The 21,671-nt window shown below is 31.4% G+C and carries 25 protein-coding genes and 1 riboswitch; of the genes, 10 read left to right on the forward strand and 15 right to left on the reverse strand.

The annotated features are described in order from the left end of the window. Positions 1–591: 591 nt before the first annotated feature. Positions 592–1,521: a peptidoglycan release complex glucosaminidase SagB gene (gene sagB, locus LQ686_RS08735; protein ID WP_107566135.1), complete on the reverse strand. Its 930-nt coding sequence runs from the start codon at positions 1,519–1,521 to the stop codon at positions 592–594. 186 nt (positions 1,522–1,707) lie between these two features. Continuing rightward, complete coding sequence (locus LQ686_RS08740) at positions 1,708–1,929, reverse strand: hypothetical protein (RefSeq protein ID WP_107566136.1); 222 nt, start codon at positions 1,927–1,929, stop codon at positions 1,708–1,710. A 278-nt stretch (positions 1,930–2,207) separates the two neighbouring features. On the opposite strand from LQ686_RS08740, the gene LQ686_RS08745 reads away from it, so the two are divergent. Beyond that, complete coding sequence (locus LQ686_RS08745) at positions 2,208–2,684, forward strand: sigma-70 family RNA polymerase sigma factor (protein ID WP_107566137.1); 477 nt, start codon at positions 2,208–2,210, stop codon at positions 2,682–2,684. A 75-nt stretch (positions 2,685–2,759) separates the two neighbouring features. Then, complete coding sequence (locus tag LQ686_RS08750) at positions 2,760–3,230, forward strand: competence protein ComK (protein WP_232151596.1); 471 nt, start codon at positions 2,760–2,762, stop codon at positions 3,228–3,230. A 41-nt stretch (positions 3,231–3,271) separates the two neighbouring features. Here LQ686_RS08750 and LQ686_RS08755 read toward each other — a convergent pair whose 3' ends face one another. Both LQ686_RS08755 and LQ686_RS08760 read right to left on the reverse strand, forming a co-directional pair. Beyond that, positions 3,272–4,093: a DUF5996 family protein gene (locus tag LQ686_RS08755; protein ID WP_107566138.1), complete on the reverse strand. Its 822-nt coding sequence runs from the start codon at positions 4,091–4,093 to the stop codon at positions 3,272–3,274. 24 nt (positions 4,094–4,117) lie between these two features. Continuing rightward, positions 4,118–4,573, reverse strand: coding sequence for a hypothetical protein (locus tag LQ686_RS08760; protein ID WP_107566139.1), 456 nt, complete (start codon positions 4,571–4,573; stop codon positions 4,118–4,120). Positions 4,574–4,670: 97 nt separating this feature from the next. Between LQ686_RS08760 and LQ686_RS08765 the strand changes: the two genes are divergently transcribed. After that, positions 4,671–5,342: a helix-turn-helix domain-containing protein gene (locus LQ686_RS08765; protein WP_107565777.1), complete on the forward strand. Its 672-nt coding sequence runs from the start codon at positions 4,671–4,673 to the stop codon at positions 5,340–5,342. Here the strand turns inward: LQ686_RS08765 and LQ686_RS08770 are convergent. Then, a complete protein-coding gene (locus LQ686_RS08770) occupies positions 5,333–5,965 on the reverse strand; it encodes an HAD family hydrolase (RefSeq protein WP_107565778.1) in 633 nt (210 codons plus the stop codon). The genes LQ686_RS08765 and LQ686_RS08770 overlap by 10 nt on opposite strands. Positions 5,966–6,032: 67 nt before the next feature. Then, positions 6,033–6,428: a hypothetical protein gene (locus LQ686_RS08775; RefSeq protein ID WP_233695170.1), complete on the reverse strand. Its 396-nt coding sequence runs from the start codon at positions 6,426–6,428 to the stop codon at positions 6,033–6,035. A 205-nt stretch (positions 6,429–6,633) separates the two neighbouring features. Here LQ686_RS08775 and LQ686_RS08780 point away from each other — a divergent pair, with 205 nt between their 5' ends. Continuing rightward, positions 6,634–7,983, forward strand: coding sequence for a PepSY-associated TM helix domain-containing protein (locus LQ686_RS08780; RefSeq protein ID WP_107565779.1), 1,350 nt, complete (start codon positions 6,634–6,636; stop codon positions 7,981–7,983). Positions 7,984–8,077: 94 nt separating this feature from the next. Here LQ686_RS08780 and LQ686_RS08785 read toward each other — a convergent pair whose 3' ends face one another. The 3 genes from LQ686_RS08785 to LQ686_RS08795 all read right to left on the reverse strand — a co-directional run bounded on the left by LQ686_RS08785 (position 8,078) and on the right by LQ686_RS08795 (position 10,229). Further along, positions 8,078–8,242 (reverse strand): hypothetical protein, encoded by a 165-nt coding sequence (locus tag LQ686_RS08785; RefSeq protein WP_162841912.1) that lies wholly within the window; start codon positions 8,240–8,242, stop codon positions 8,078–8,080. Between the two features lie 96 nt (positions 8,243–8,338). Continuing rightward, positions 8,339–9,202, reverse strand: a complete 864-nt coding sequence (locus tag LQ686_RS08790; RefSeq protein WP_374229777.1) for a cation diffusion facilitator family transporter — start codon at positions 9,200–9,202, stop codon at positions 8,339–8,341. A gap of 316 nt (positions 9,203–9,518) precedes the next feature. Next, a complete protein-coding gene (locus LQ686_RS08795) occupies positions 9,519–10,229 on the reverse strand; it encodes a transaldolase (protein WP_103361843.1) in 711 nt (236 codons plus the stop codon). A 199-nt stretch (positions 10,230–10,428) separates the two neighbouring features. Between LQ686_RS08795 and LQ686_RS08800 the strand changes: the two genes are divergently transcribed. The 4 genes from LQ686_RS08800 to LQ686_RS08815 are packed head-to-tail and all read left to right on the forward strand — an operon-like array spanning position 10,429 to position 12,382. Then, complete coding sequence (locus LQ686_RS08800) at positions 10,429–11,280, forward strand: MBL fold metallo-hydrolase (RefSeq protein WP_107565780.1); 852 nt, start codon at positions 10,429–10,431, stop codon at positions 11,278–11,280. Positions 11,281–11,326: 46 nt separating this feature from the next. Further along, positions 11,327–11,629 (forward strand): hypothetical protein, encoded by a 303-nt coding sequence (locus LQ686_RS08805; RefSeq protein WP_025905535.1) that lies wholly within the window; start codon positions 11,327–11,329, stop codon positions 11,627–11,629. 43 nt (positions 11,630–11,672) lie between these two features. Continuing rightward, entirely contained in the window at positions 11,673–12,038 is a 366-nt protein-coding gene (gene crcB / locus LQ686_RS08810; protein WP_103361845.1) for a fluoride efflux transporter CrcB, read from the forward strand. Next, positions 12,035–12,382, forward strand: a complete 348-nt coding sequence (locus LQ686_RS08815; protein ID WP_107565782.1) for a fluoride efflux transporter FluC — start codon at positions 12,035–12,037, stop codon at positions 12,380–12,382. Before crcB ends, LQ686_RS08815 begins: the two co-directional genes overlap by 4 nt. Positions 12,383–12,472: 90 nt before the next feature. Here LQ686_RS08815 and LQ686_RS08820 read toward each other — a convergent pair whose 3' ends face one another. From LQ686_RS08820 to metK, 4 genes are all read right to left on the reverse strand, one after another. Further along, on the reverse strand, positions 12,473–13,315 hold the full coding sequence (locus LQ686_RS08820) for an aldo/keto reductase (RefSeq protein WP_025905538.1): 843 nt from the start codon (positions 13,313–13,315) through the stop codon (positions 12,473–12,475). 28 nt (positions 13,316–13,343) lie between these two features. Beyond that, positions 13,344–14,726 carry an NAD-dependent succinate-semialdehyde dehydrogenase gene (locus LQ686_RS08825; RefSeq protein ID WP_025905539.1) on the reverse strand — a complete coding sequence of 461 codons (1,383 nt, stop codon included), beginning with the start codon at positions 14,724–14,726 and terminating at the stop codon, positions 13,344–13,346. A gap of 59 nt (positions 14,727–14,785) precedes the next feature. Continuing rightward, positions 14,786–15,697: a nuclease-related domain-containing protein gene (locus LQ686_RS08830; protein WP_037589699.1), complete on the reverse strand. Its 912-nt coding sequence runs from the start codon at positions 15,695–15,697 to the stop codon at positions 14,786–14,788. A gap of 678 nt (positions 15,698–16,375) precedes the next feature. After that, positions 16,376–17,569, reverse strand: coding sequence for a methionine adenosyltransferase (metK, locus tag LQ686_RS08835; RefSeq protein ID WP_025905541.1), 1,194 nt, complete (start codon positions 17,567–17,569; stop codon positions 16,376–16,378). A gap of 103 nt (positions 17,570–17,672) precedes the next feature. Beyond that, positions 17,673–17,784: riboswitch (SAM riboswitch) on the reverse strand. Between the two features lie 182 nt (positions 17,785–17,966). On the opposite strand from metK, the gene pckA reads away from it, so the two are divergent. Then, complete coding sequence (gene pckA, locus LQ686_RS08840; RefSeq protein WP_107565783.1) at positions 17,967–19,568, forward strand: phosphoenolpyruvate carboxykinase (ATP); 1,602 nt, start codon at positions 17,967–17,969, stop codon at positions 19,566–19,568. 21 nt (positions 19,569–19,589) lie between these two features. On the opposite strand, the gene LQ686_RS08845 is transcribed toward pckA, so the two are convergent. Both LQ686_RS08845 and ytkD read right to left on the reverse strand, forming a co-directional pair. Continuing rightward, positions 19,590–20,366, reverse strand: coding sequence for an alpha/beta hydrolase family protein (locus LQ686_RS08845; protein WP_025905543.1), 777 nt, complete (start codon positions 20,364–20,366; stop codon positions 19,590–19,592). Next, on the reverse strand, positions 20,350–20,814 hold the full coding sequence (gene ytkD, locus LQ686_RS08850) for an RNA deprotection pyrophosphohydrolase (RefSeq protein WP_239733279.1): 465 nt from the start codon (positions 20,812–20,814) through the stop codon (positions 20,350–20,352). Before ytkD ends, LQ686_RS08845 begins: the two co-directional genes overlap by 17 nt. 66 nt (positions 20,815–20,880) lie before the next feature. Here ytkD and LQ686_RS08855 point away from each other — a divergent pair, with 66 nt between their 5' ends. Then, on the forward strand, positions 20,881–21,666 hold the full coding sequence (locus LQ686_RS08855) for a hypothetical protein (RefSeq protein ID WP_025905545.1): 786 nt from the start codon (positions 20,881–20,883) through the stop codon (positions 21,664–21,666). Positions 21,667–21,671: the final 5 nt, after the last annotated feature.

Consider the following 21,671-nt stretch of genomic DNA (forward strand, 5'->3'; position numbering starts at 1 on the left):
AATGATAGAGTACATAGATCCTTTTACTGGGGAAGAAACTCGAAAGAAGAAAAAATAAAACAACCCTTTTAAGGGTTGCTGGGAAAGTAGTACATTTGGCTGATCTTCTCAGTGCCCTTTTAGGGCTGGTCAGTAATAGAGGCTTATAGCCGCAGAACAAACCACCCGTTAAACGGGTGGTTTTGATTTGGACGGGTGCATTGTGAACACTTCTGGTCGAACTTGTTTATAACGGGTGCGTTGTGAACACTTCTCGCCAAACTTGCTCATAACAGGTGCGTTGTGAACACTTCTCGCCAAACTTGTTCATAACGCGTTTGTTAGTTACAAAACTTAGACGAATTGTTAATAAGGACCGTCTTAGTTACAAAACTCGGCCGAAGTGTTAATATGGACCGACTTAGTTACAAAAATCAGCCAAACTGTTACTATGGACCGCCTTAATTACAAAACTCCTGAGATTTGTAACTAAGGAACACAGTATTTGCACTTCTTGCCAAAACTGCTTATAACAGCAGTCCATTATGACAATTTCAATACTCCACTCACACAGAAAAGACTCGAAACATTTGTCTCGAGTCTTCTTTATTACTATTTTTCTTCTTGTTTATCTAATTTTTCATCTAATGCTTTGATTGAAAGTGACTTATCTGTATCTTGGTACTTATATACGATATAGTACTTTCCTTCTGTTTTAAGTTCGTTATAGAAATCTGCTATTATACGTGCATTACTTTGTGCCCATTTGATATCTGTTGCGTATTGATGTACGCCAGGTTTCTCTGGGTTCCATCTCATACTATATAAGGTATTTTGTTCTGGGTTTGATAAATAATGATCATGTATAAATTTCGCGCCACCTGATATGGCTTTTTGAGGTGTATCCCAGCCTCTTTTTTTAGCGTAATTTGCGCCTGTTCCGATAGGATCACTGTCTAATGCGCCGACACCATAAAAGTTATAATACTTTTTACCATCAGATTCTTCTTTAGATTTCGTTACTTTCCCTTTGTCGGTTAACATGACACCATTTGCTAATTCACTTTTGTTATTACCTGTTTCTAATATGGCGTGAGATATTAAATACACTTCATTAACATGCTCTTTCTTAGCAGCATTTAAAAATTCTGTTGTATAATCTTCAAGTACTTCTTGTTTTCTTAACATATGATGAATTCGTTTTTCTTCAATTCCTTGATACTCTGATAAGTTCAAGAATTGATATACTTGTTTTTTATCATTTAAGATTTTTTCTACATCCATCACTTCATATATTTCGCTTCGTGTTGCATTTTTCCAATTGCCTGACTCTGTTGCTACTTGCATTTTCGTATCATTTTTATATTGTTTATTTACCGCTTTACTTAAAGTTAATGGAACTTCTACATTATCTTCTTGTTTATCTACTTCATAAAATTTCAAATGATCTGAAATCAAATAATAAAACAGGCCAACAATAACTAACAAGACTATTGATAATATGACTAAATTTTTAATGGTTTCTAGCCTGGCATTCTTCATCGTTTCACCTCTGTGTTTGTAAACCACCATCAATCATAATTTATTACCTATTTTTTACAATTGCATTAAAGTTTACTCTTTATATTCTATAGGATAAGGGCTTATTATTCAAAAATAAGAATGTTACGTTTTAATTACTATTATATTTCAACAAAAAAAGCAAACATGCTTTGAAAGTATGTTTGCTTATTTATAAGTTGAATAATTCATAAATATAAATGACATTGCCGCTGATCTATTCTTATAGTTATACTGGCTTAAATTGATTGTACCCTCTTCTTCGCCATTTCTATAATTCATAAATCTGTTTACGTTGTTAATCATTACAAAATCTGCGTTATCTCTTATCGTATTCAAGTCATTATTTCTTGCAAAAAAGTGTTCTAAATTTAGATGTTCGTAATCCATATGATGAGCCTCCTAATCTTTGCCCCAATAAAACATATGTCCATATATATAACCAAATATACACGTTTGAAGCGAAAATGTAAATCATTTCAATCTATGTTTTTATAAGATATTTTCGAGAAAAAGTCTTTATTTTTTCAAAATAATCTCATAAATTATGTTCTATTTTAAAGTTTGTCCGTTTTTTTAATATTTAACTGATTTTTAAAGTGTTTCTATATTATTTACAATGCGTTTATCCGGAAATAAACGTGTGCATGCTCACCAAAGAGGACAACATGAAACAACACAAATTTGAACATTATTATAAGCAATATAAAAATATGATTCATTATTTACTGCATCGATATCATATCCAATACGGTTACGAAGATTATTATCAACTGTTATTAATTAAACTATGGACTGAAATTGAGCGATACGATTTTTCAAAGACCGCTTCACTAGATAAATATTTATATACGAAATTAAAGTATTATCTCATTGACTGCATCAGAAAGCAAAGTAAAGATTCAAAACGTGTTTCACCCACTTCTAATCATGAAATGTTAGATCAAAGCTTCATTGAATCTCATCAATTTGAAACATTTAGTATGTTAGAGATTTTATCTCAAGATGAACTCATGTGGTTAACGCTAACATTACAAGGATTCTCAACCCAAGAAATTGCGATATATTTAAATAAAAGTGAATCGTCCATTAAGTATTATCGCAAAAATGCGCGTCGTAAATTGAAATCACATTTTTTATTTTAATTACAATTAAATCTTCAAAAATTACAATATTTTTCCCGAAATTTAAGTAACATGTTATATAGGGAGGTGTATCAAATGACTTTAATCAACCCTAATATGACATTACTGAAATACGCAGATGATTCAGCTTATAGATTCCAAATCGAATATTTAGATAAATCAACCATTTATACTAATCATTCAATCCCCTATCTTATTAATGACGCACTAAAAATTGAAGGTGCTAGTTTAAAATCAAGAGAACATTACGCCAAATACGTCTTAAATATTTCTAAACTGCTTCCCATTCTTATCTATGCCACTGAAGATTTCGTATTATTTCCAACAAGCGCTAAATCTAACTACAATTATATGTTGATTAACAGTAAACACATTGTTCATATCGACGCATACAAACATTACACTAAATTGTTATTAATTAATCAGCATACGAAAGTCATCTATCATGAATATCCTATAATCAGTATGAAACTCGGTGAATCATTAAGACTCATTCAGTTTCAAAAGCATCATCTTAACAGACAAAATCTACCCTCAAATATATAAAAGTCGTTACGCACTAATTGCGTAACGACTTTTTTGTTATTCTATATTAACTTACTACTTACGCCTGATAACAATGCTTGGTATGCACTATTAAAGAATGTCAGCAATACTTCATCTCTTCTAATAATACTTTCCAAATCTTCTTCATAAATTAAAAAGCTTCCATCTTTACCATTATATTCAGCATATGATGGTTCTACTTGTTTCAAGTTGATTTTATCTTGCTTAAACGGATTAATCTTAATAATATAATAAGGAGACTCTCTATATTTATCTCCAAAGTAATAACAAAGTGATACGGTATACTCATCATTACCTTCTACATAAAAAATAGATGTTACATCAAATTTATCCCAGAACAAACCTGTTTTGACATCTTTAATATTTCTTGAATGTAAAAATTGATAATGATCATATTGAGCTTGCTGCATTAATCTTAGTGCATGATATGCAGTCTTTGGATTAAAGATTCGTTCTTTGTCATCTTCATCTAGCGTTTTTTCATATGGAATATTATACGGTTTCGTATTGATAGTGATATCAATGCCGTTATCATGTAATGTATCAAATACAAAGTGATAATATTCTTGAATTGTAAGTCCAGATTTGACGATCATAGATTCTTCTTTTTCATCTATTTTAACGATTAATAACTGATCGATTAAATCTAAGTTAATTTCAAATGTATGATTGTCCTTTTTTAATACGCCTGTAGATAGCCCAACTTGATTGACAGTTAACATGACGTGCTTATATAACGGTTCAGGTGTATTCACAGCTAAACAACATTTCCCCATAATTTGAACAATATATCTTATTGTTGCACGTGTATCACGCCATTCATCAAAATATAACAAGCTCATCTACAACACCCCCTAGTTAGTAATCTATGAAAATTCTTTAAATCTTCTAGCGATTAATAAACGCCTTGTAAAGAATGCATTTACCCATTTGATACCTTTATAACCTATAAAAAATAACACAATACCAATGACAAGGTATAAGGCTTGTAATGTTAATGCTTCACCAATTGGTTTTGTGAAATATAAAGTAAATGTCCCTAATATCAACAAAGCAGCTGTTATTAAAATGCCCGCCATTAAGACATTTCCAAATAATAAACCACCTAACGTGATTACTTTATACAAACTACTTGGTGGTGTTGCTTTATCTATAATTTCATTTTCTACAAATTCATTCACAAATTTACTTGGTTTACCATATTCATCGATTAAATTTTTATCTGCATGATGGTTTAATTTCTCATCCACTATATGTTTTTCTTTTTTATTGATAAACCAAAGCTTTTTATAAACAATGGATTTATATTGTTCGTTATTCATTACACACCTCTAAAATTCATTAATATTTTAATTATAACATTAATCAAACTATACGTTGATTATTTTTCAAAATTGCTATTTTGAAGGAGTGAAAAGGATGTTTAAGTTTAATATCAACTTTATTTCACATGAAAATAAATGGATCTATCATAATGAAGACGCATCGATCATCTACGTCACAAATGGTAATATTAATATTTTTTATCATACATCGAACTACATGATGACATTGAATAAAGGATTTTTGTGCATTGTACCATTTGATGAATATAGCTTTATTTATGCAGTTAATGGTCAAATATGTATACTTAATATTAATAAATTAATGGTATATACATTGGCTTCAAATATTTATGAATACTTCTTACTCAAAAATTTTTACCCCATTATTCAGTCTTTCAAATTTGATAAAGTATGTGACCACTTAAATACGCTTAATATTCTTGCACCTTTTCATAAAGAACAATTAACAACGACCGTTTCTACGAGTATCATTGCGTTATTAGATGATATTAAACAGCCACCCTATTGTGAAATTCCTACTAACGATACCTATGTAAGTCATTCCCACCATAATTATTATAGAAATCGCCATTTGTTTGAAGCTACTGTTGCACTTATTTTCAATACAAATCAAACTATTTCAGATATAGCGTTAGAATATGGCTTTTATGACCAAGCTCATTTTACAAAAGTCTTTAAAAATCATAGAAACATGACGCCGCTTCATTTTAGAAAAAGATACAATGTATATTCACATTACAAATAGCGATTGATAATCTCTTCAGCCTCTATATTCTTTGCTAAAATATTTAATGAATCAAAATTCAAATCTTCTGTAATATCATGCGTTATAACGATTACGTCCATACCAGCATCTATTGCAGCTTGTGCACCATTTGTTGTGTCCTCAATTGCTAAACACTTTTCAGGTTCAACTTTAAGATCATGTGCTACTTGAATGTATAATTCTGGATTCGGTTTAACAAACGCAACATCTTCTCGCCCTTTAATAACATCGACATATTTATCTAATTCTAATCTTTGTACATTAGGCATAATATGCGCTTTATAACTACTAGTTGCGATACCCATTTTCTTTTGATTTTGAGTACCATATTCTATTAAATCTTTAACTACTGGTTTAATCGGTAAAGATTTCGTACCTTCATAATGATCTTCAAACATCTCTTCTAAAGCCTGTTTTGAACCTAAAGCATTTAATATTTTATCATTTAATGCTTCTGATACTGATCCGATAGAAGCTTTATATTCATCTAAACTTATCTTTTCATTATTCTTTTGTTCAATATGTTTATTTAAAGTGTTAAATAAATTAATTTCTGTATCTATTATCGTACCGTCAAAATCAAATATGATTGCATCGTACATGTTCATACACTCCATTCTAAAAAAATAAGAGACTAGGACTATTCTTAATCCCGATCTCTTATTATGATTATAAATCTTCTGATTTAAGTGTCAATTCTAAACGATCGATAATGTTCTCTAATTGAATTAAACTGAGTGATTTTTCCTGTGCAATACGTTCTCTATTTGTTGCTAAATATTGCACGATATCATGTAATGGGATAATTGAGCCTTTTTGTGTCCCATTCTCTTCAATGATAAATAAGCCATCTGACTCATTTAAGTTTAATTCATCTTGTTTAGCTTTAGATAAATCATTCTTAAAATATACTGAACCATGAGGAAAATCTTGATGCTTTCTTTCTTCTAAAGCAATGACTGCATCATGTATATTCACTTGATTTAATCCATTGTAAAATTGATTAATAATTTGAGTGCGATTATCGTGATCGTCGAATAATTTTAGGTTTGTTAACATAGTCATTCACCTCATCCCGTTGCTTATATTTTAACATCTTAAACTGAATATTTAGAGTATTTTATTATTACATTTTCAAGTCATTTATTACATATATTTTTCGGTCTTCACGAAAGCGTCAAAAATTGCGTCGTTTCCATATTGTAATTAATTTCAAAAAATAATAATGTTAAATAGAAGTTATACATTATTTGAAATAGAGGTTGAGTACATGAACAAAAGTTTTAATCCATTGAGACGGTTACATTTTTATGCGGCTTTCTTTATCACACCTTTATTATTGACACTCTCACTTACTGGTATTGGTTATTTATTTTATACAAATGTAGAAAATAATATTTACCACGATGAATTTTTTAAAGATAGCGCTACAAAGGGTCATCAATCACTAGATGATGCTATTCAAGAAATTAGAGATGTATATAAAGGATACGACATTCAAAAAATTAGTATTATGAATGAGCCATACAATAACAGAGTTACAATCGGGAATGAAGAGGGTGATTCACGCTATATTTTCTTGGATGAACATAACCAAAGAGTTGCAAATCAAAACGCTAAATATACATATTCCAACGTATTAAGAGAAGCACATAGTTCTTTATTTGTTGGTGGTAGTTTTGTAAATTATTTAGTTGAGCTAGCAGCATGTTGGACAATTTTTATGATTATATCAGGTATTTATTTAACTTTTAAATCAAAAGCATTGAAACCAACAAAAAAGAAATCATCATTCTTATTTAATAGACGATTACACGCGATTATAGGACTTGTTATTGCAATTCCTATATTTATAATCGTATTAACTGGTTTACCGTGGTCAGCACTTATGGGTAAACAAATTAACCAATTTGCTGAGGATCATCCAAAGCTTGGCTATACAGCATTACAAGCTAACCCACCAGAATCAGAAGATAATGAATTACCCTGGGCAACTCGTACTAAGGAGAAACCTTCATCTAAAAAAGATCCACATGCCGCACATCACGGTTCTATGAGTAATGTGATTGGTGCAGATGGACAACAAAGTTTAGAAAATATTATCGCAAATGCTGAAGAAAATGGCATTAAAAAGCCATTCTCTATCGTTTACCCTTCTGATGAAAAAGGTGTATTCACTGTTTCGAAAAGTAGTAATACAGGTGTTACAGGACTAGACGTTGCACCAAAAGAAGAAACAACAGCATATTTCGATCAATACTCAGGTAAACTATTAGATAAAGTAGATTATGATGATTATGGTATTATCGGTAAATGGTTCAGTTTCGGTATACCTTTACATGAAGGTCATCTATTTGGAACTGCAAATAAAATCATTAACCTATTAGTTTGTTTAGCCTTTATTGGTGGTATTACATTTGGTTTCTTATCATGGATGAAACGAAAGAAATCAAACTCATTTAGCGCACCAATAAGAACTAGTAATCAAATTCCAATTGGACTCATTGTATTCTTAGTTATACTAGGAATCGCAATGCCATTATTCGGATTATCACTTATTCCAGTTGCTATTATTGAATTCTTCTTATGGAGACGACATAATAGATTAAATACAGTGTAAATAAAAAGCATATCACGCATCTAAAATTAAATTCAGATGCGTGATATGCTTATTTCTATACAAATATTTAAATGCATTCATATATTCATTAAACTTAGCTATTAGCCTCATCATAATCATTACAAACTGCTTCAAGTAAGTGTCTTAAATCATGATCATCCATATCATCTGGAACTCTAACTTTTATAAGATGATTTTTATCAGTAATAACATGAAAATAATGATGGTCATTCTCATATCCTTTTCCTAGTATTTGCATGAATAACATCCCCTTAGATATATATCAAACACTCATATACTAATAGTATCATACTTATTTAATTTATTTTAATATTTGAATTTCATAATAAATTGTTTACAAGTTAGGCTCAGGATGTACATAAGATGAATAAGCGCCTGCTTCTTTTAATTGATGTTCAACTAAATCACATATATCATGTGCTTCATCTAATGTTAAATCTTTATCTACAATGATCGTTACATCAAGAAAGACACTATTACCATGATAACGCCCTTTTATAGATGGAACGTCTAATACGCCCTCTATATTTTCAATTTCTTCTATATAATTATTTAAATCTTTTTCATGAAAACCATCACTCAAAGTGAATATTGATTCTTTAAAAATCGTAAAACCAGTATAAACAATAATAAAGCCAAGAATAACAGCAAGAATAATATCAATTATAGGTAGACCAAACTGTGTAAATATAAGGCCAATACCAGTACCGATGCTGACTAACGCATCAGACAAATTATCTTTTGCTGCTGATTTAAGTGATGTACTTTTAGTCTTAATCGCTAACTTCCAATTAAATAAATATACTAAAATCATAATAATACCACTTATAAAACTAACCCATATTGTTAGTGTGCTAGGTTCACTATAATTACCTTGAACTAACTTAGGAATGTTGCTAGAAATAACTTCTATCCCGACAAACATAATGATAAAAGATACAATTAAAGTTGTAATATTTTCAGTCTTCATATGTCCATAAGGATGATTTTTATCTGCAGGTTTGACTGAAATCTTCAACCCTATCAGTACTGCCACAGAAACAAATATATCTGTTAAGTTGTTTAAACTATCCGCTTTTAATGCAGCTGAATTATAAGTTGTCCCTACTACATATTTCAAAATAGAAAGGATAATATAAGTAACCAAACTTATATATGCGCCACGTTGTGCAATTCTCAAATTATTTGCCATTTCCAACACTCCGATTTTTTCACTGAAATATGATTATATAACAAAATTTGAGACAAGTTAATGAATTAGTTATCGTAAAATAATATAAATTATTTCGCATATTTATGTTTTAGGCATGCCTATATTTCAAGTACATATTCTCTTATAATATAGTATTTATATATCTAAAAATTTTTAATATATGCTCTTATGATATTTGTTACTATAAGCTCTCTTAATTACACTTCCTCCTACTTTTGTTACTTCTAAAAATCATTTTATTTACAAAACTAAAAAACCCAACAAAGTTAACTAACTTTGTTGGGTTCGATGATCTTCATTCTTATAAAATACTTAATCCGCTAGCCTTAATATCTTTAGCAAATCCTTGAACTGTATCTACAGATAGTTCATTAATATCTCTTCCGATGTTTGGTACTTTTGCTACTACATCTTTTGGACATGTAATGATATCTACGCCAATTTCGTCTGCTTGAATAACATTAAATAATTCACGGCAACTTGCCCATAATAATTTAACGCCTTCTTTACTATGACAAACTTTTTCTGATTCTTTCATTAATGGTAGTGGATCTACACCTGTATCAGCAATTCTACCTGCGAATACTGAAACATAAGTTTCAACACCTGGTTTAATTGCTTCTACTATGTCTTTAACTTGTTCAATTGTATAAACAGCAGTGACGTTAACTTTAACATCACTTTCTGATAATTTTTTAATTAAAGGAATCATTGATTCACCTTGTGTATTTACAACAGGAATTTTAACAAATACGTTTTCACCGTATTGTTTTAAGATTTCTGCTTCTTTAGCCATTGTTTCTATATCATCTGCAAATACTTCAAATGAAATTGAAGCATCTGGTATTGCTTTAACGACATCTTCAGCAAATGTTTTATAATCCGTTACACCTGCTTTTTTCATTAAACTTGGATTTGTTGTAAAACCATCAACTTCTTTATTCTGATAGGCTTGTTTCATTTCTTCAATGTCTGCACCATCAGCAAAAACTTGTACTTTAAGATTACTCATGAATTTCATTCCTTTCTACATGTTGTGCATTTATCGTACCATAATTTGCAATCGCTTACTAAATTATTTGTTTAAAACGACAATATCCAAGTTATTTTAAATGTATTTTGAGGTGCTTTATGGCATAATAAGAATAAATATAAATCAAATAATATTTTTTAAGTAATATAAATATAAATTGCTTAGGTGGTGTATTTTGATGGCTGATAATATAGAAACAATAAAGCATTTCAAACTATATACGACCGGTTCGTTTTTAGGTGATGAAGCAGTCATCAATAATAGTCCTACGAGCCGAGTTGAACGGTACTATATTTTTTCCTACTATTTAGAAATTAATGATTTCAAAATACTCATAAATACAGGCTTTTCCGAACATGTGAAACCAAGCACTGATTTAAAAACTTTAAAATTATTTCGTAGACAAGACTATAAAGTGTACGAAACGTTGCCAAGTCAATTGTTGAAAGATCATATACATCCAGATGAGATCGATTATTGTATCATTACCAATTTTTCAAGTCATCATCTCGGTTATTTAAATGCGTTTAAAAATGCGACTATCATAACTTCAAGTGAAGCTTATCATGATTTTATTACACAACAAGTTTCCAACAACAATAACCTTCAATTAAGCTTTCATGTTATGCCAGATAACTTTAAAGAGCGCATTGAATTTGTAGAAGATTTTGTACAAACAGAACACCCTATTTTGGGTAAAGGATATAAAGTCTTCAATCAAGATGCCTTAGTTAGCTTTGATTTGCCAGGAGCCATGCCAGGTCAATTTGGCTTAATGATGACATTCTCTAATTTAAAGATTTTTATGTGTAGCGATGCCGCATGGTGCCGTTCAAATATTCAAAAGAATGACCTTCCTACTAAAAGATTGTTGCGCAAAGCATACAACGGCGAACTTTTCATTGAAACCCATTTAAAACTTATTGATTTAAAAGAAAATGCGAATACCTCTCTTTTCATCATTCCTAGTCATTGTAAAAAAATGGACGACTTTGAAGAAGTAATGGAATTATTAGATGCAATAAAATAATTTATATGATAACATAAACGATTATACGGAATTTTTGGAGGGCATCATGGATAAAGCTAAACGCTATTTTTATATATCAATTATACTTATTATTATTAGTTTATTTTTAAGTGCACAAAACCCACTTTTAGAAACGATGTTTGGATCTTTAGTGTCACTCGTACTAATAAGTAGTATATTAAACGGTATTTTATTATTAATCGCTGTCTTTACAACTGATAAGTCAATTAAATATCAAACTGATAAACACACAACTCTTTCAAAATTGAATAAACTATTACCAATCGTTTTATTCATCGTCATTTTATATCATATTGTCGTTATAATAAGATTTTTCGGAATAATTTAAGGGAAACATTATGTTTCCTTTTTTTAATGAGGAGGTTTATTAAATGGTATATTTAGCAATATTTTTAGGTGGTGCTATAGGTGGAGGGTTAAGATATTTAGTTTCCTTAATGATCACTAATGACGCATTCCCGTTCTCCACATTAACCGTTAACGTAATCGGAGCACTTTTAATGGGTATATTCTCTACATATTTCATTAACTATTTCAAATCACATCCAAATATTAAAAAATTAATAACAACAGGCTTCTTAGGTGCTTTAACAACATATTCATCTTTAAGTTTAGAAACAGTCGAGCTACTAGAACGTGGACATATATTCCTTGCAGGCACGTATTTACTCGTTAGTTTACTTCTCGGTTTCATATTTATTGCAATAGGTTATAGGAAAGGAACTGACCAAGCATGACGTTATTATATATTATGATAAGTTCAGGTATAGGTGCTCTTTGCAGAAATTTTGTGAATGAATTCTTCACTAAACTGTATACAAATCACTTCCCAGTAGCTACTTTAACTGTTAACGTAATCGGAAGCCTTATAATTGGATTTGCTGCACAATATTTAAATGATGATAGTTTTTCATATGCAATTATTGCAATAGGCTTTTGCGGAGGATTTACAACATTCTCTACTCACTTTTTAGAAATTTATGAACGATACTTGTTAAAATCATATAAAATGATGACTATTTATATCGTATCTACAGTCATACTATCAATCGGAGCATGTTATTTAGGTTATCACTTATAAAGCCTCTTACGTAAAAGGTTCATTTATATGTATGACAAAATAAAAAGGACTGATAAGAATAAATTTTTCTTATCAGTCCTTTTGTGTTTATTATTGACCAGTAAAGACTTCTGGGTCTGGTCCGATTCTTTCGTCTTTATTTAAAGCATTTAATCTTGAAAGTTGATCTTCTGATAACTCAAAATCAAATACGTTTAAGTTTTCTTCGATTCTTGATGGTGTTACTGATTTAGGAATAACAACAATATTTTCATCAATATTCCATCTTATAATAACTTGAGCTGGTGTTTTACCTAACTCATTTGCAACTTCTTTTACAACTTCGTCTTCTAATATTTGTCCATTCATTAAAGGAGACCATGATTGTGCAACAATTTTTTGTGCTTCTAAATAAGTTCTTAATTCTTTTTGAGTTAAGTATGGATGACATTCTATTTGATTAATAACTGGTTTAATAGAAGCTTCTTGTAATAATGATTCTAAATGATGTACGTGGAAGTTACTTACACCAATATTTTTAATTTTGCCTTCATTGTATAAGTCTTCCATAGCTTTCCATGTTTCTGTGATAAGGTCTTTATCTTGGCCAGGCCAATGAATTAAATATAGATCTACATAATCTAAACCTAATCTTTCTAAAGATGCTTCATATGCTGATTGAACATTCTCTCTACCATAATCTGTCATCCAAAGTTTAGTTGTAATAAATAGATCTTCTCTATTTAATCCTGTTTCTTCTAATCCTTCTTTGATACCTTGTCCAACTTTTTCTTCGTTGTGATAAGTTTGAGCTGTATCTATATGTCTATAACCACTTATAATAGCATGTTTAACTGCTTCTCTACATTCATCATTATTTTCTACTCTGAATGTTCCTAACCCTAAAGCTGGTATAGAATTGCCATTGTAAAACTCAATTATTTTCTGTGTCATTTTACTGCCTCCTAATTTTAGACGATACTTAAATTAAAATTGAAACAACTTTAGTTTCTAAATATGGTTCAATACCTTCTGAACCACCTTCTCTACCAAATCCACTTTCCTTCATTCCACCAAATGGAATATGAGCTGCACTTGGTCCGCCATCGTTCCAACCAATTACACCATAATCTAAGTTCTCATACAACTTTATACCATTACTATAGTTTTCAGTAAAGAAATATGCTGCCAAACCAAATGGTGTATCGTTTGCTTTTATAATAACTTCATCTAAATCTTTATAAGTTTGAATTGGTGCTACCGGTCCAAACGTTTCTTCTACCATGATTTTCATATCGTCTGAAACGTCAGATAGAACAGTTGGTGTAATAAAATAACCACCATCTTTATAACTATCTCCTCCAGTAATCACACGAGCACCTTTACTCGTTGCATCTTCAATATGAGATTTAACTTTTTCAAAACCATCTGCATTAATAACAGGACCTATATCTGTTGATTCATCCTGACCATCGCCTACTTTTAATTTACTAACTTCTGCTCTAAGTGCATCTTCAAATGCGTCTTTAATAGATTCGTGTACGTATATTCTATTTGCACATACACATGTTTGTCCTGCATTTCTAAATTTAGAAGCAATTGTTCCTTGAACTGCTTTATCTAAATCTGCATCCTCATGAACAATCAATGGTGCATGGCCGCCTAATTCAAGTGTTACTTTCTTCAATGTCGAACTAGATTGTTCCATTAACTGTTTACCTACAGGTGTTGAACCTGTATAAGTAATTTTTGAAATTAAAGGATGTTTTGTAAAAATTGCACCGACGTCTTTTCCTGAACCATTTACATATTGGATAACACTTTGATCAAATCCTGCTTCATGTGCAAGATCAACTAATTTCATAGTTGTAAGAGGTGTATCTTGTGCTGGCTTACATATAAACGTACATCCTGCTGCTAATGCTGGTGCTGCTTTTCTAGTCATCATAGCTGCTGGGAAGTTCCATGGTGTTATACTCGCTACAACGCCTACAGGTGCACGTGTAACGATAAGTCGTTTGTTATCAACATGTTCTGGAATGGTTCTTCCATAAGTACGTTTTGCTTCTTCAGCAAACCATAATATATAATCTGTCGCATATTTAACTTCACCTAAAGCTTCTTTTAATGGTTTTCCACTTTCTTTTGTCATAATTAAAGCAATTTCTTCTTTATTTTCAAGAATCAATTCATACCATTTATATAACAATGCACTACGTTCATGAGCTGGTTTCTTTTTGTATGTTTGAAAAGCATCATGTGCCTGTTCAATCTTGTTGTTAATATCTTCTTCCGTATTGTTCTTAATCGTTTCGATTACTTCACCAGTTGCAGGATTTTTAACTTCAAAATTTTCTTTTACCATACTTATAACCACCTTTTTTAGTATAAAAATAGCGCTACATAAAATGCAGCGCTTAGTTATTACGGGTTAAACTTTTCAATTTCATCCATAATTCTCTCAAGGTCTTCCACACTATATTGGAATCTACCATGGAATACAAATTTATTAAAGAAATGTTGAAGTTGTTTTTCACCAACTAACACTTTAATGTTAGGGTCTTGTGAATAATTACTGATAGTTGCTTCACTTACTTCATTTGGATGGAAGTAAATAATTGGTGTCGGTGTATATTTAAGTTCTAACTGTCTTTGTAATTCTTCAGTTGTATTATCAACTTCTTTAACTTCATCAGTATATGAATGGAATGCTGCAGTTTTATTATTTGATTGTTTTTCAAGTAATAACGTTTGTTCTTTGTTTGGGTTTAAATCCAATGTTTCAAAGACTTGTCCTAATACTGGAAAATCACTAAACTGCTGTTCAGTAATACCGTGATAGATATGACCACTTACTAAATTAGAGTCAATTACGTATATACCCGTTCTTGTTAAGACTAAATGATCAATTTGTCGAACTTTACCTAATGGATCTTTAGGTAAGAAGATATTTGCCATAATATGCATATCTTCAGGTCTAATTCTACGTTCATTAACAAGTTGGTCTCTCAACTCTAACAAATGTCTATCAGTTATATATTCCCCTTCATTCTTAGAAAATAACTTTAATGAGTCAATTTCTCTTTCTTTTTGTGAAATTGCTTCTTGATGAGTTTCTTCTTGTTTCGTTAGAACCTTTTTATTTTCAACTCTTTCATGATCTAACTTTTCTTTATGTTCAGATTTAAGCGTCTCATTTTCTTTTTTATGAGCTTCTTGAATCTTATTCAAAGATTTTTGTTTCTGCTTTAATGAAACAAAGAATAATATAATAAATAGTATCGCAATAACGATCGCTGCGATTAATCCATAATGAATCGGTTCTAATTGACTCATAATTGTAGATCGCTCCCTTTCATATGTATTAATTCCATTATAGTAAAAATTACAAATAAATTCAGTATATATCATGAAATATATTGATTATATAACGTAATTTCTTATACTTCATACATTTGAGTAGTTAAACCACACTTTAATAGTAAATATTTTATAAAAATTCAGTTCATTATGAACAACTTGACTTAAATTTGTTTGTAACGGGTGCGTTGTGAACACTTTCGCCCAAACTTGTTCATAACGAGTGCCTTAATTACAAAAGTCAGCTCAAGTGTTACTAAGTATAGCCTTAGCTACAAAACTCGCCTGAAATGTTACTATGGGCAGCCTTAGTTACAAAACTCGCCTGAAGTGTTACTATGGACCTCCTTAATTACAAAAGTCGGCTGAAATGTTACTATGGACGCCCTTAATTACAAAACTACTCAGAAGTGTAATTATCGGTACCAGTATTTGCACTTCTAACCAAAACTGCTAATAACGACCCCAGTATTTGCACTTTCACCCTAAACTGCTAATAACAACCTCAGTATTTGCACTTCTAGCCTAAACTGCAAATAACACCCCCAGTATTTGCACTTCTTACCAAAACTGCTAATAACGACCCAACTTCCACCTAACCTAAAATAAAAACTCTGCATAAATCCCGTAAGATTATATACAGAGCTTCATCATTTATTTTAATAAGTCTTTTAGTAAATCTACTTTATCTAATTGTTCCCATGGTAATTGAACATCTGTTCTACCGAAGTGACCGTATGCTGCTGTTTTTTTGTAGATTGGTTGTCTTAAGTTTAACATTTGAATAATACCTGCTGGTCTTAAATCAAATACTTCTCTTATTTTTTCTACTAATACAGTTTCTTCTACTTTACCTGTACCAAAAGTATCTATTGAAATGGATACTGGTTGTGCTACACCGATTGCATATGCTAATTGGACTTCACATTTATCTGCTAATCCACTTGCTACTATATTCTTAGCAACATATCTTGCAGCGTATGCTCCTGATCTATCTACTTTAGTAGGATCTTTACCACTGAAACATCCTCCGCCATGTCTTGCATAACCACCGTAAGTATCTACGATGATTTTTCTACCTGTTAATCCAGCATCTCCTTGTGGTCCGCCAATTACAAATCTACCTGTTGGATTAATAAAGAATTTAGTTTCTTCATCTAATAATTCTTTAGGTACGATTGGATAAATAACATGATCTTTAATATCTTGTTGAATTTTTTCTAATTCAATTTTTTCATGATGTTGTGAAGAAATAACGATTGTATCTACTCTTACTGGTTTATCATTTTCGTCATATTCAACTGTTACTTGTGTCTTACCATCTGGACGTAAATATTCTAAAGTACCGTCTTTACGTACATCTGTTAATCTCTTCGCAAGTTGATGAGCTAAATAACCTGGTAAAGGCATGTATGTTTCAGTTTCATTTGTAGCAAAACCAAACATAAGACCTTGGTCACCTGCACCAATTGATTCTATTTCTCTATCTGATAAATCATCTCTATCTTCTAATGCGCAATCTACACCTTGTGCGATATCTGGTGATTGTTCATCAATAGCAGTTAAAATCGCCATCGTTTGGAAATCATAACCGTACTTCGCTCTTGTGTATCCTATATCTTTTACTGTTTGTCTAACTACTTTAGGGATATCTACATAAGTTGAAGTAGAAATTTCACCTGCAATTAAAGCCATACCAGTTGTTACTGTTGTTTCACAAGCGACTCTTGCTTTAGGATCCCCTTTTAATAATTCATCCAAAATAGCATCGGAAATTTGGTCCGCAATTTTATCTGGATGCCCTTCTGTTACTGATTCTGATGTGAAGAGTCTTCTATTCTTTGACATAAAAAATCTCCTTTAAATAAAGTTGTACGGTCTCTTCCTCAGCGCAAATAAAAAGTGCCTTCTCTCAATAAAGATATAGAGAGAAGGCACACTCGTCCATTCGCTCTTATCGTTCAGACAATATTGGTCTGCAAACGGTTTGGCACCTTTCTTTCATTAGAAAGAGGTTGCTGGGTTTCATTGGGTCCATGTCCCTCCACCACTCAGGATAAGAGAATCCGTCAGAAATGATAATACTAAAGTTTTCATAATATGTCAATGGAACGAAACACATTCAAATTTCTAAAAAAATTTTATAACAAATTTACTCATTAGTATAGACTATATATTTTAATGTGTTATACTAATTCCATGAAAATGCTTACAACATTAATATTAGACATGGGGGTCGTCATTTATGGCAATACAGTCAATTACCGAATCAATCGAACTTTCAAACCTTTTAAAGAAGGACACTACACTACAACAACTTTCTAGAACTGAATTGTACAATCACATTCTAGAAGCAGGAGAAGGCGTATTAACAGAATCTGGTGCAATCAGAATGGAAACTGGTAAATACACAGGTCGCTCTCCTAAAGACAAATTTATCGTTAAAGAGGAAGATACTGAACAAGATATTGATTGGGGAACAATCAACCAACCTATCTCAGAAAGTAACTTTTTAAATTTATATGATCAAGTTATTGACTACTTAAACCAAAAATCACAACTTTATGTCTTTAATGGATATGCAGGTGCAGATGAATCATCACGTTTAGATTTACGTGTTATTAATGAGTTACCTTGGCACAACTTATTTGCACAGAATATGTTTATCCGCCCAGAAACTAAAGAAGAAGCACTTAATATCAGCCCTAATTTCACTGTTATTAGTGCACCAGGATTTAAAGCTGATCCAGAAAAAGACGGCACAAATTCTGAAACATTCATTATTACTTCGTTCAAACACCGTGTCATATTAATTGGTGGTACTGAATACGCTGGTGAAATGAAAAAAGGTATATTCTCAGTCATGAACTATTTATTACCTAAAAAAGGCATTATGAGTATGCACTGTTCAGCAAACGTAGGTTATAACAAAGATGTAGCTTTATTCTTTGGTCTATCTGGTACAGGTAAAACAACTTTATCTGCAGATCCTAATAGAAAATTAATCGGTGACGATGAACATGGTTGGAACGAAAATGGTGTCTTCAATATTGAAGGTGGTTGCTACGCTAAAACAGTAAGTCTTAGCCGTGAAAAAGAACCACAAATTTACGATGCTATCCGTTATGGAACAGTTTTAGAAAATGTTACCGTAAATCCTAATGGATCAGTTGATTATGACGACACTTCATTAACTGAAAATACAAGAGCTGCATACCCAATTGATTTTATCGATAATATTATTACACCATCAATAGCTGGTCACCCAAATACTATTATCTTCTTAACTGCAGATGCATTTGGCGTATTACCACCTATTTCTAAATTAGATAAATCACAAGCTATGTACCATTTCTTAAGTGGATTCACTTCTAAGTTAGCAGGTACAGAAAGAGGCGTAACAAGTCCTCAACCAGTATTCTCAACATGTTTCGGTTCACCTTTCTTACCATTACATGCAACTGAATACGCTGAATTACTTGGTAAACTAATCGATGAACACAATGTAGATGTTTATCTTGTAAACACTGGTTGGACTGGTGGCGAATACGGTGTAGGTTCAAGAATGGACTTGAAGCATACACGTTCAATGATTCGTCGTGCAATTAGTGGAGAAATTAAGAATTCAGAATTTGTTAAAGATGAAATCTTTGGTCTTAATATTCCGAAACATGTACCAGGTGTACCTTCAGAAATATTATATCCACGTAATACTTGGGTATCTTCTGACGCATATGACGAAAAAGCAAAATTACTTGCTATGAACTTTAAAGAAAACTTCAGTAAATTCGGTGAGTCTTCTGAGCATATTCAAGAAGAAGGCGGATTTACGTATAATCGCTTATAAAATATTAAAAGAGCTAGGGCCTTATTGGTCCAAGCTCTTTTCACATTTATACATCCATTCTTTAATTTGTAACAATGTTTGCTTTTCTATTTCTGGTCTTAAAACATGGCCTTCTCCACTTAAATAGATTGTTTGATGATCTACCGCTTCTTGCTTTAAATGTTCTTCTAGATGATATGCCATATTAATATTAACTTGCTTATCTTCATCACCATGAACGATTAATATAGGCGGACTATCTTTATGAATAGATTGCAATGCATTTCTACGTGCATATGCTTCAAATTGTTTTTTAGGATGTCCGACCATTCTTTTTAACATCCCTCTTAGATCAATTCGTTCTTCATACATCATCAATAAATCTGAAACGCCACCCCATATAATGTAACTCGTCGCTTTCACTTTTTGATACGTAAGTAAGCCTTGAATACCACCTCTAGAGAATCCAATCATATGAACAGGAACGTTTGGGTAATGTGACTTTAATATTTCGATACCTTTTATAACATCATGTAGGTCATCACCACAAAATTCATCTCTACCTTCACTACCGTTACTACCTCTGTAATAAGGTGCAAAGACAAGTGTATGCTTATCTTTAAATTGCGCCATACGACCTGGTCTCACTCTACCTACTTGTCCTTTTCCACCACGTAAATATACAACGATGCGATTAACACGTTCATTTGGTGTCATCAACATGCCTCTAACTTTCAATTCATCCACTTCATATATCACTTCTTCAGTTAGATGATGATTAAAGAAAACTGGCATTTTTTTCTTACTGTAGAAATCCAAGTTTATACATCCTTTCAACGCACTTTAATATTGCTGTATCTTTTAATAGAAAACTCTTCTCTTCTTCAGGTATATCATTGATTTCTTTAGCAATAACGGGTCCATAAGTTTCGAAATACGCTTTATTGCTATCCATTGACTCAACTTCAATAAAATAGACATCTTTATTAAATGGGATTGTATCATGTACAGTATACGAAGCAATAAACGTTATATTTTTAGCGACCGCACCCGTTTCTTCATATAATTCACGCTGAACAGCCTCTTTATTCGTTTCATTTGGTTCAACTTTCCCACCAGGAAATTCAATACCTCTTATCTTATGATGCGTTAACACATATTCATTATTAAAAATAGGAATACCTAGAACATGTTTCGCATTTTGTTGATCTGTTGGACATTTATAAGCTAAATCAACATCCAATCCATTTGGATCTTTGTAGCGCATGATACACGACCTCTTTCTTCAATTATGATAAACTGTATATACATATTATTAGGAAGGTAGAAGATATTGAAAAAGTTAACCTTAACGACCTTAGTATTAACAATTACTCTTATTCTAGCAAGTTGTAGTCCAGAAGGTCAAAATAAATTTGATGATAGTAGCGATGCTATCGAAGCTTTTCAAAAAAATATTAAAAAAGTAGATTCACATTCGATTAAATCTAGTAACGAAACAACAGTTGATTTTCAAGATAAAAAAACAACGCTTAAACAACTGTCACATGGCCGAACAAACCACCATGATAAACTTGCATTTAATGTCGAACAAGAAAGTAATACAAAACAATTTCCAGTGCATAATAAAAGTGTTTGGATTGATTCAAACGAAATCAAATCCTCACCTAAATCTAAGTATTTAAATTATCATGCAAAGAATGCCGAAATAGATTATTATCAAAAAATTGGACAAGATTGGTTCGATTTAACGACTTTTAATCAAAGTTTACTTAAACCTATTGAAGACGATGTCACTTTAGAAAACGATACCCTTTCATATGAAGGTACAGGTAAAGTTATGGAATATCTCTATCAACTAGGATTTAGCCAATCACCTCTGGCAGATCAAGCGTCATTAAGCAATATTAACGACTTAAAAATTAAAAGTGGTAAGTTTAAGCTTACATTCCAAAAAGACAAAACATTACCAAAAACGCTAACCTTTAACATTAAAGCAACTGGAAAAATTAAAAATGAAACGATTAACATTCATATGAAACAGACAACAGATTTCTATAAATTCAATTCTACTGATGTTAAACCATACCAGAACTTAACGAAAAACAATTATAAATAGGAGCA

Source organism: Mammaliicoccus sp. J-M41 (genome assembly GCF_022385935.1).
GTDB classification, from domain to species: domain Bacteria; phylum Bacillota; class Bacilli; order Staphylococcales; family Staphylococcaceae; genus Mammaliicoccus; species Mammaliicoccus sciuri_A.

Excerpts from the sequence above, each read along its gene's own strand:
- sagB (WP_107566135.1), bottom strand. The coding sequence starts at position 1,521 with ATGAAGAATGCCAGGCTAGAAACCATTAAAAATTTAGTCATATTATCA.
- LQ686_RS08740 (WP_107566136.1), bottom strand. The coding sequence starts at position 1,929 with ATGGATTACGAACATCTAAATTTAGAACACTTTTTTGCAAGAAATAAT.
- LQ686_RS08745 (WP_107566137.1), top strand. The coding sequence starts at position 2,208 with ATGAAACAACACAAATTTGAACATTATTATAAGCAATATAAAAATATG.
- LQ686_RS08750 (WP_232151596.1), top strand. The coding sequence starts at position 2,760 with ATGACTTTAATCAACCCTAATATGACATTACTGAAATACGCAGATGAT.
- LQ686_RS08755 (WP_107566138.1), bottom strand. The coding sequence starts at position 4,093 with ATGAGCTTGTTATATTTTGATGAATGGCGTGATACACGTGCAACAATA.
- LQ686_RS08760 (WP_107566139.1), bottom strand. The coding sequence starts at position 4,573 with ATGAATAACGAACAATATAAATCCATTGTTTATAAAAAGCTTTGGTTT.
- LQ686_RS08765 (WP_107565777.1), top strand. The coding sequence starts at position 4,671 with ATGTTTAAGTTTAATATCAACTTTATTTCACATGAAAATAAATGGATC.
- LQ686_RS08770 (WP_107565778.1), bottom strand. The coding sequence starts at position 5,965 with ATGTACGATGCAATCATATTTGATTTTGACGGTACGATAATAGATACA.
- LQ686_RS08775 (WP_233695170.1), bottom strand. The coding sequence starts at position 6,428 with ATGACTATGTTAACAAACCTAAAATTATTCGACGATCACGATAATCGC.
- LQ686_RS08780 (WP_107565779.1), top strand. The coding sequence starts at position 6,634 with ATGAACAAAAGTTTTAATCCATTGAGACGGTTACATTTTTATGCGGCT.
- LQ686_RS08785 (WP_162841912.1), bottom strand. The coding sequence starts at position 8,242 with ATGCAAATACTAGGAAAAGGATATGAGAATGACCATCATTATTTTCAT.
- LQ686_RS08795 (WP_103361843.1), bottom strand. The coding sequence starts at position 10,229 with ATGAGTAATCTTAAAGTACAAGTTTTTGCTGATGGTGCAGACATTGAA.
- LQ686_RS08800 (WP_107565780.1), top strand. The coding sequence starts at position 10,429 with ATGGCTGATAATATAGAAACAATAAAGCATTTCAAACTATATACGACC.
- LQ686_RS08805 (WP_025905535.1), top strand. The coding sequence starts at position 11,327 with ATGGATAAAGCTAAACGCTATTTTTATATATCAATTATACTTATTATT.
- crcB (WP_103361845.1), top strand. The coding sequence starts at position 11,673 with ATGGTATATTTAGCAATATTTTTAGGTGGTGCTATAGGTGGAGGGTTA.
- LQ686_RS08815 (WP_107565782.1), top strand. The coding sequence starts at position 12,035 with ATGACGTTATTATATATTATGATAAGTTCAGGTATAGGTGCTCTTTGC.
- LQ686_RS08820 (WP_025905538.1), bottom strand. The coding sequence starts at position 13,315 with ATGACACAGAAAATAATTGAGTTTTACAATGGCAATTCTATACCAGCT.
- LQ686_RS08825 (WP_025905539.1), bottom strand. The coding sequence starts at position 14,726 with ATGGTAAAAGAAAATTTTGAAGTTAAAAATCCTGCAACTGGTGAAGTA.
- LQ686_RS08830 (WP_037589699.1), bottom strand. The coding sequence starts at position 15,697 with ATGAGTCAATTAGAACCGATTCATTATGGATTAATCGCAGCGATCGTT.
- metK (WP_025905541.1), bottom strand. The coding sequence starts at position 17,569 with ATGTCAAAGAATAGAAGACTCTTCACATCAGAATCAGTAACAGAAGGG.
- pckA (WP_107565783.1), top strand. The coding sequence starts at position 17,967 with ATGGCAATACAGTCAATTACCGAATCAATCGAACTTTCAAACCTTTTA.
- ytkD (WP_239733279.1), bottom strand. The coding sequence starts at position 20,814 with ATGCGCTACAAAGATCCAAATGGATTGGATGTTGATTTAGCTTATAAA.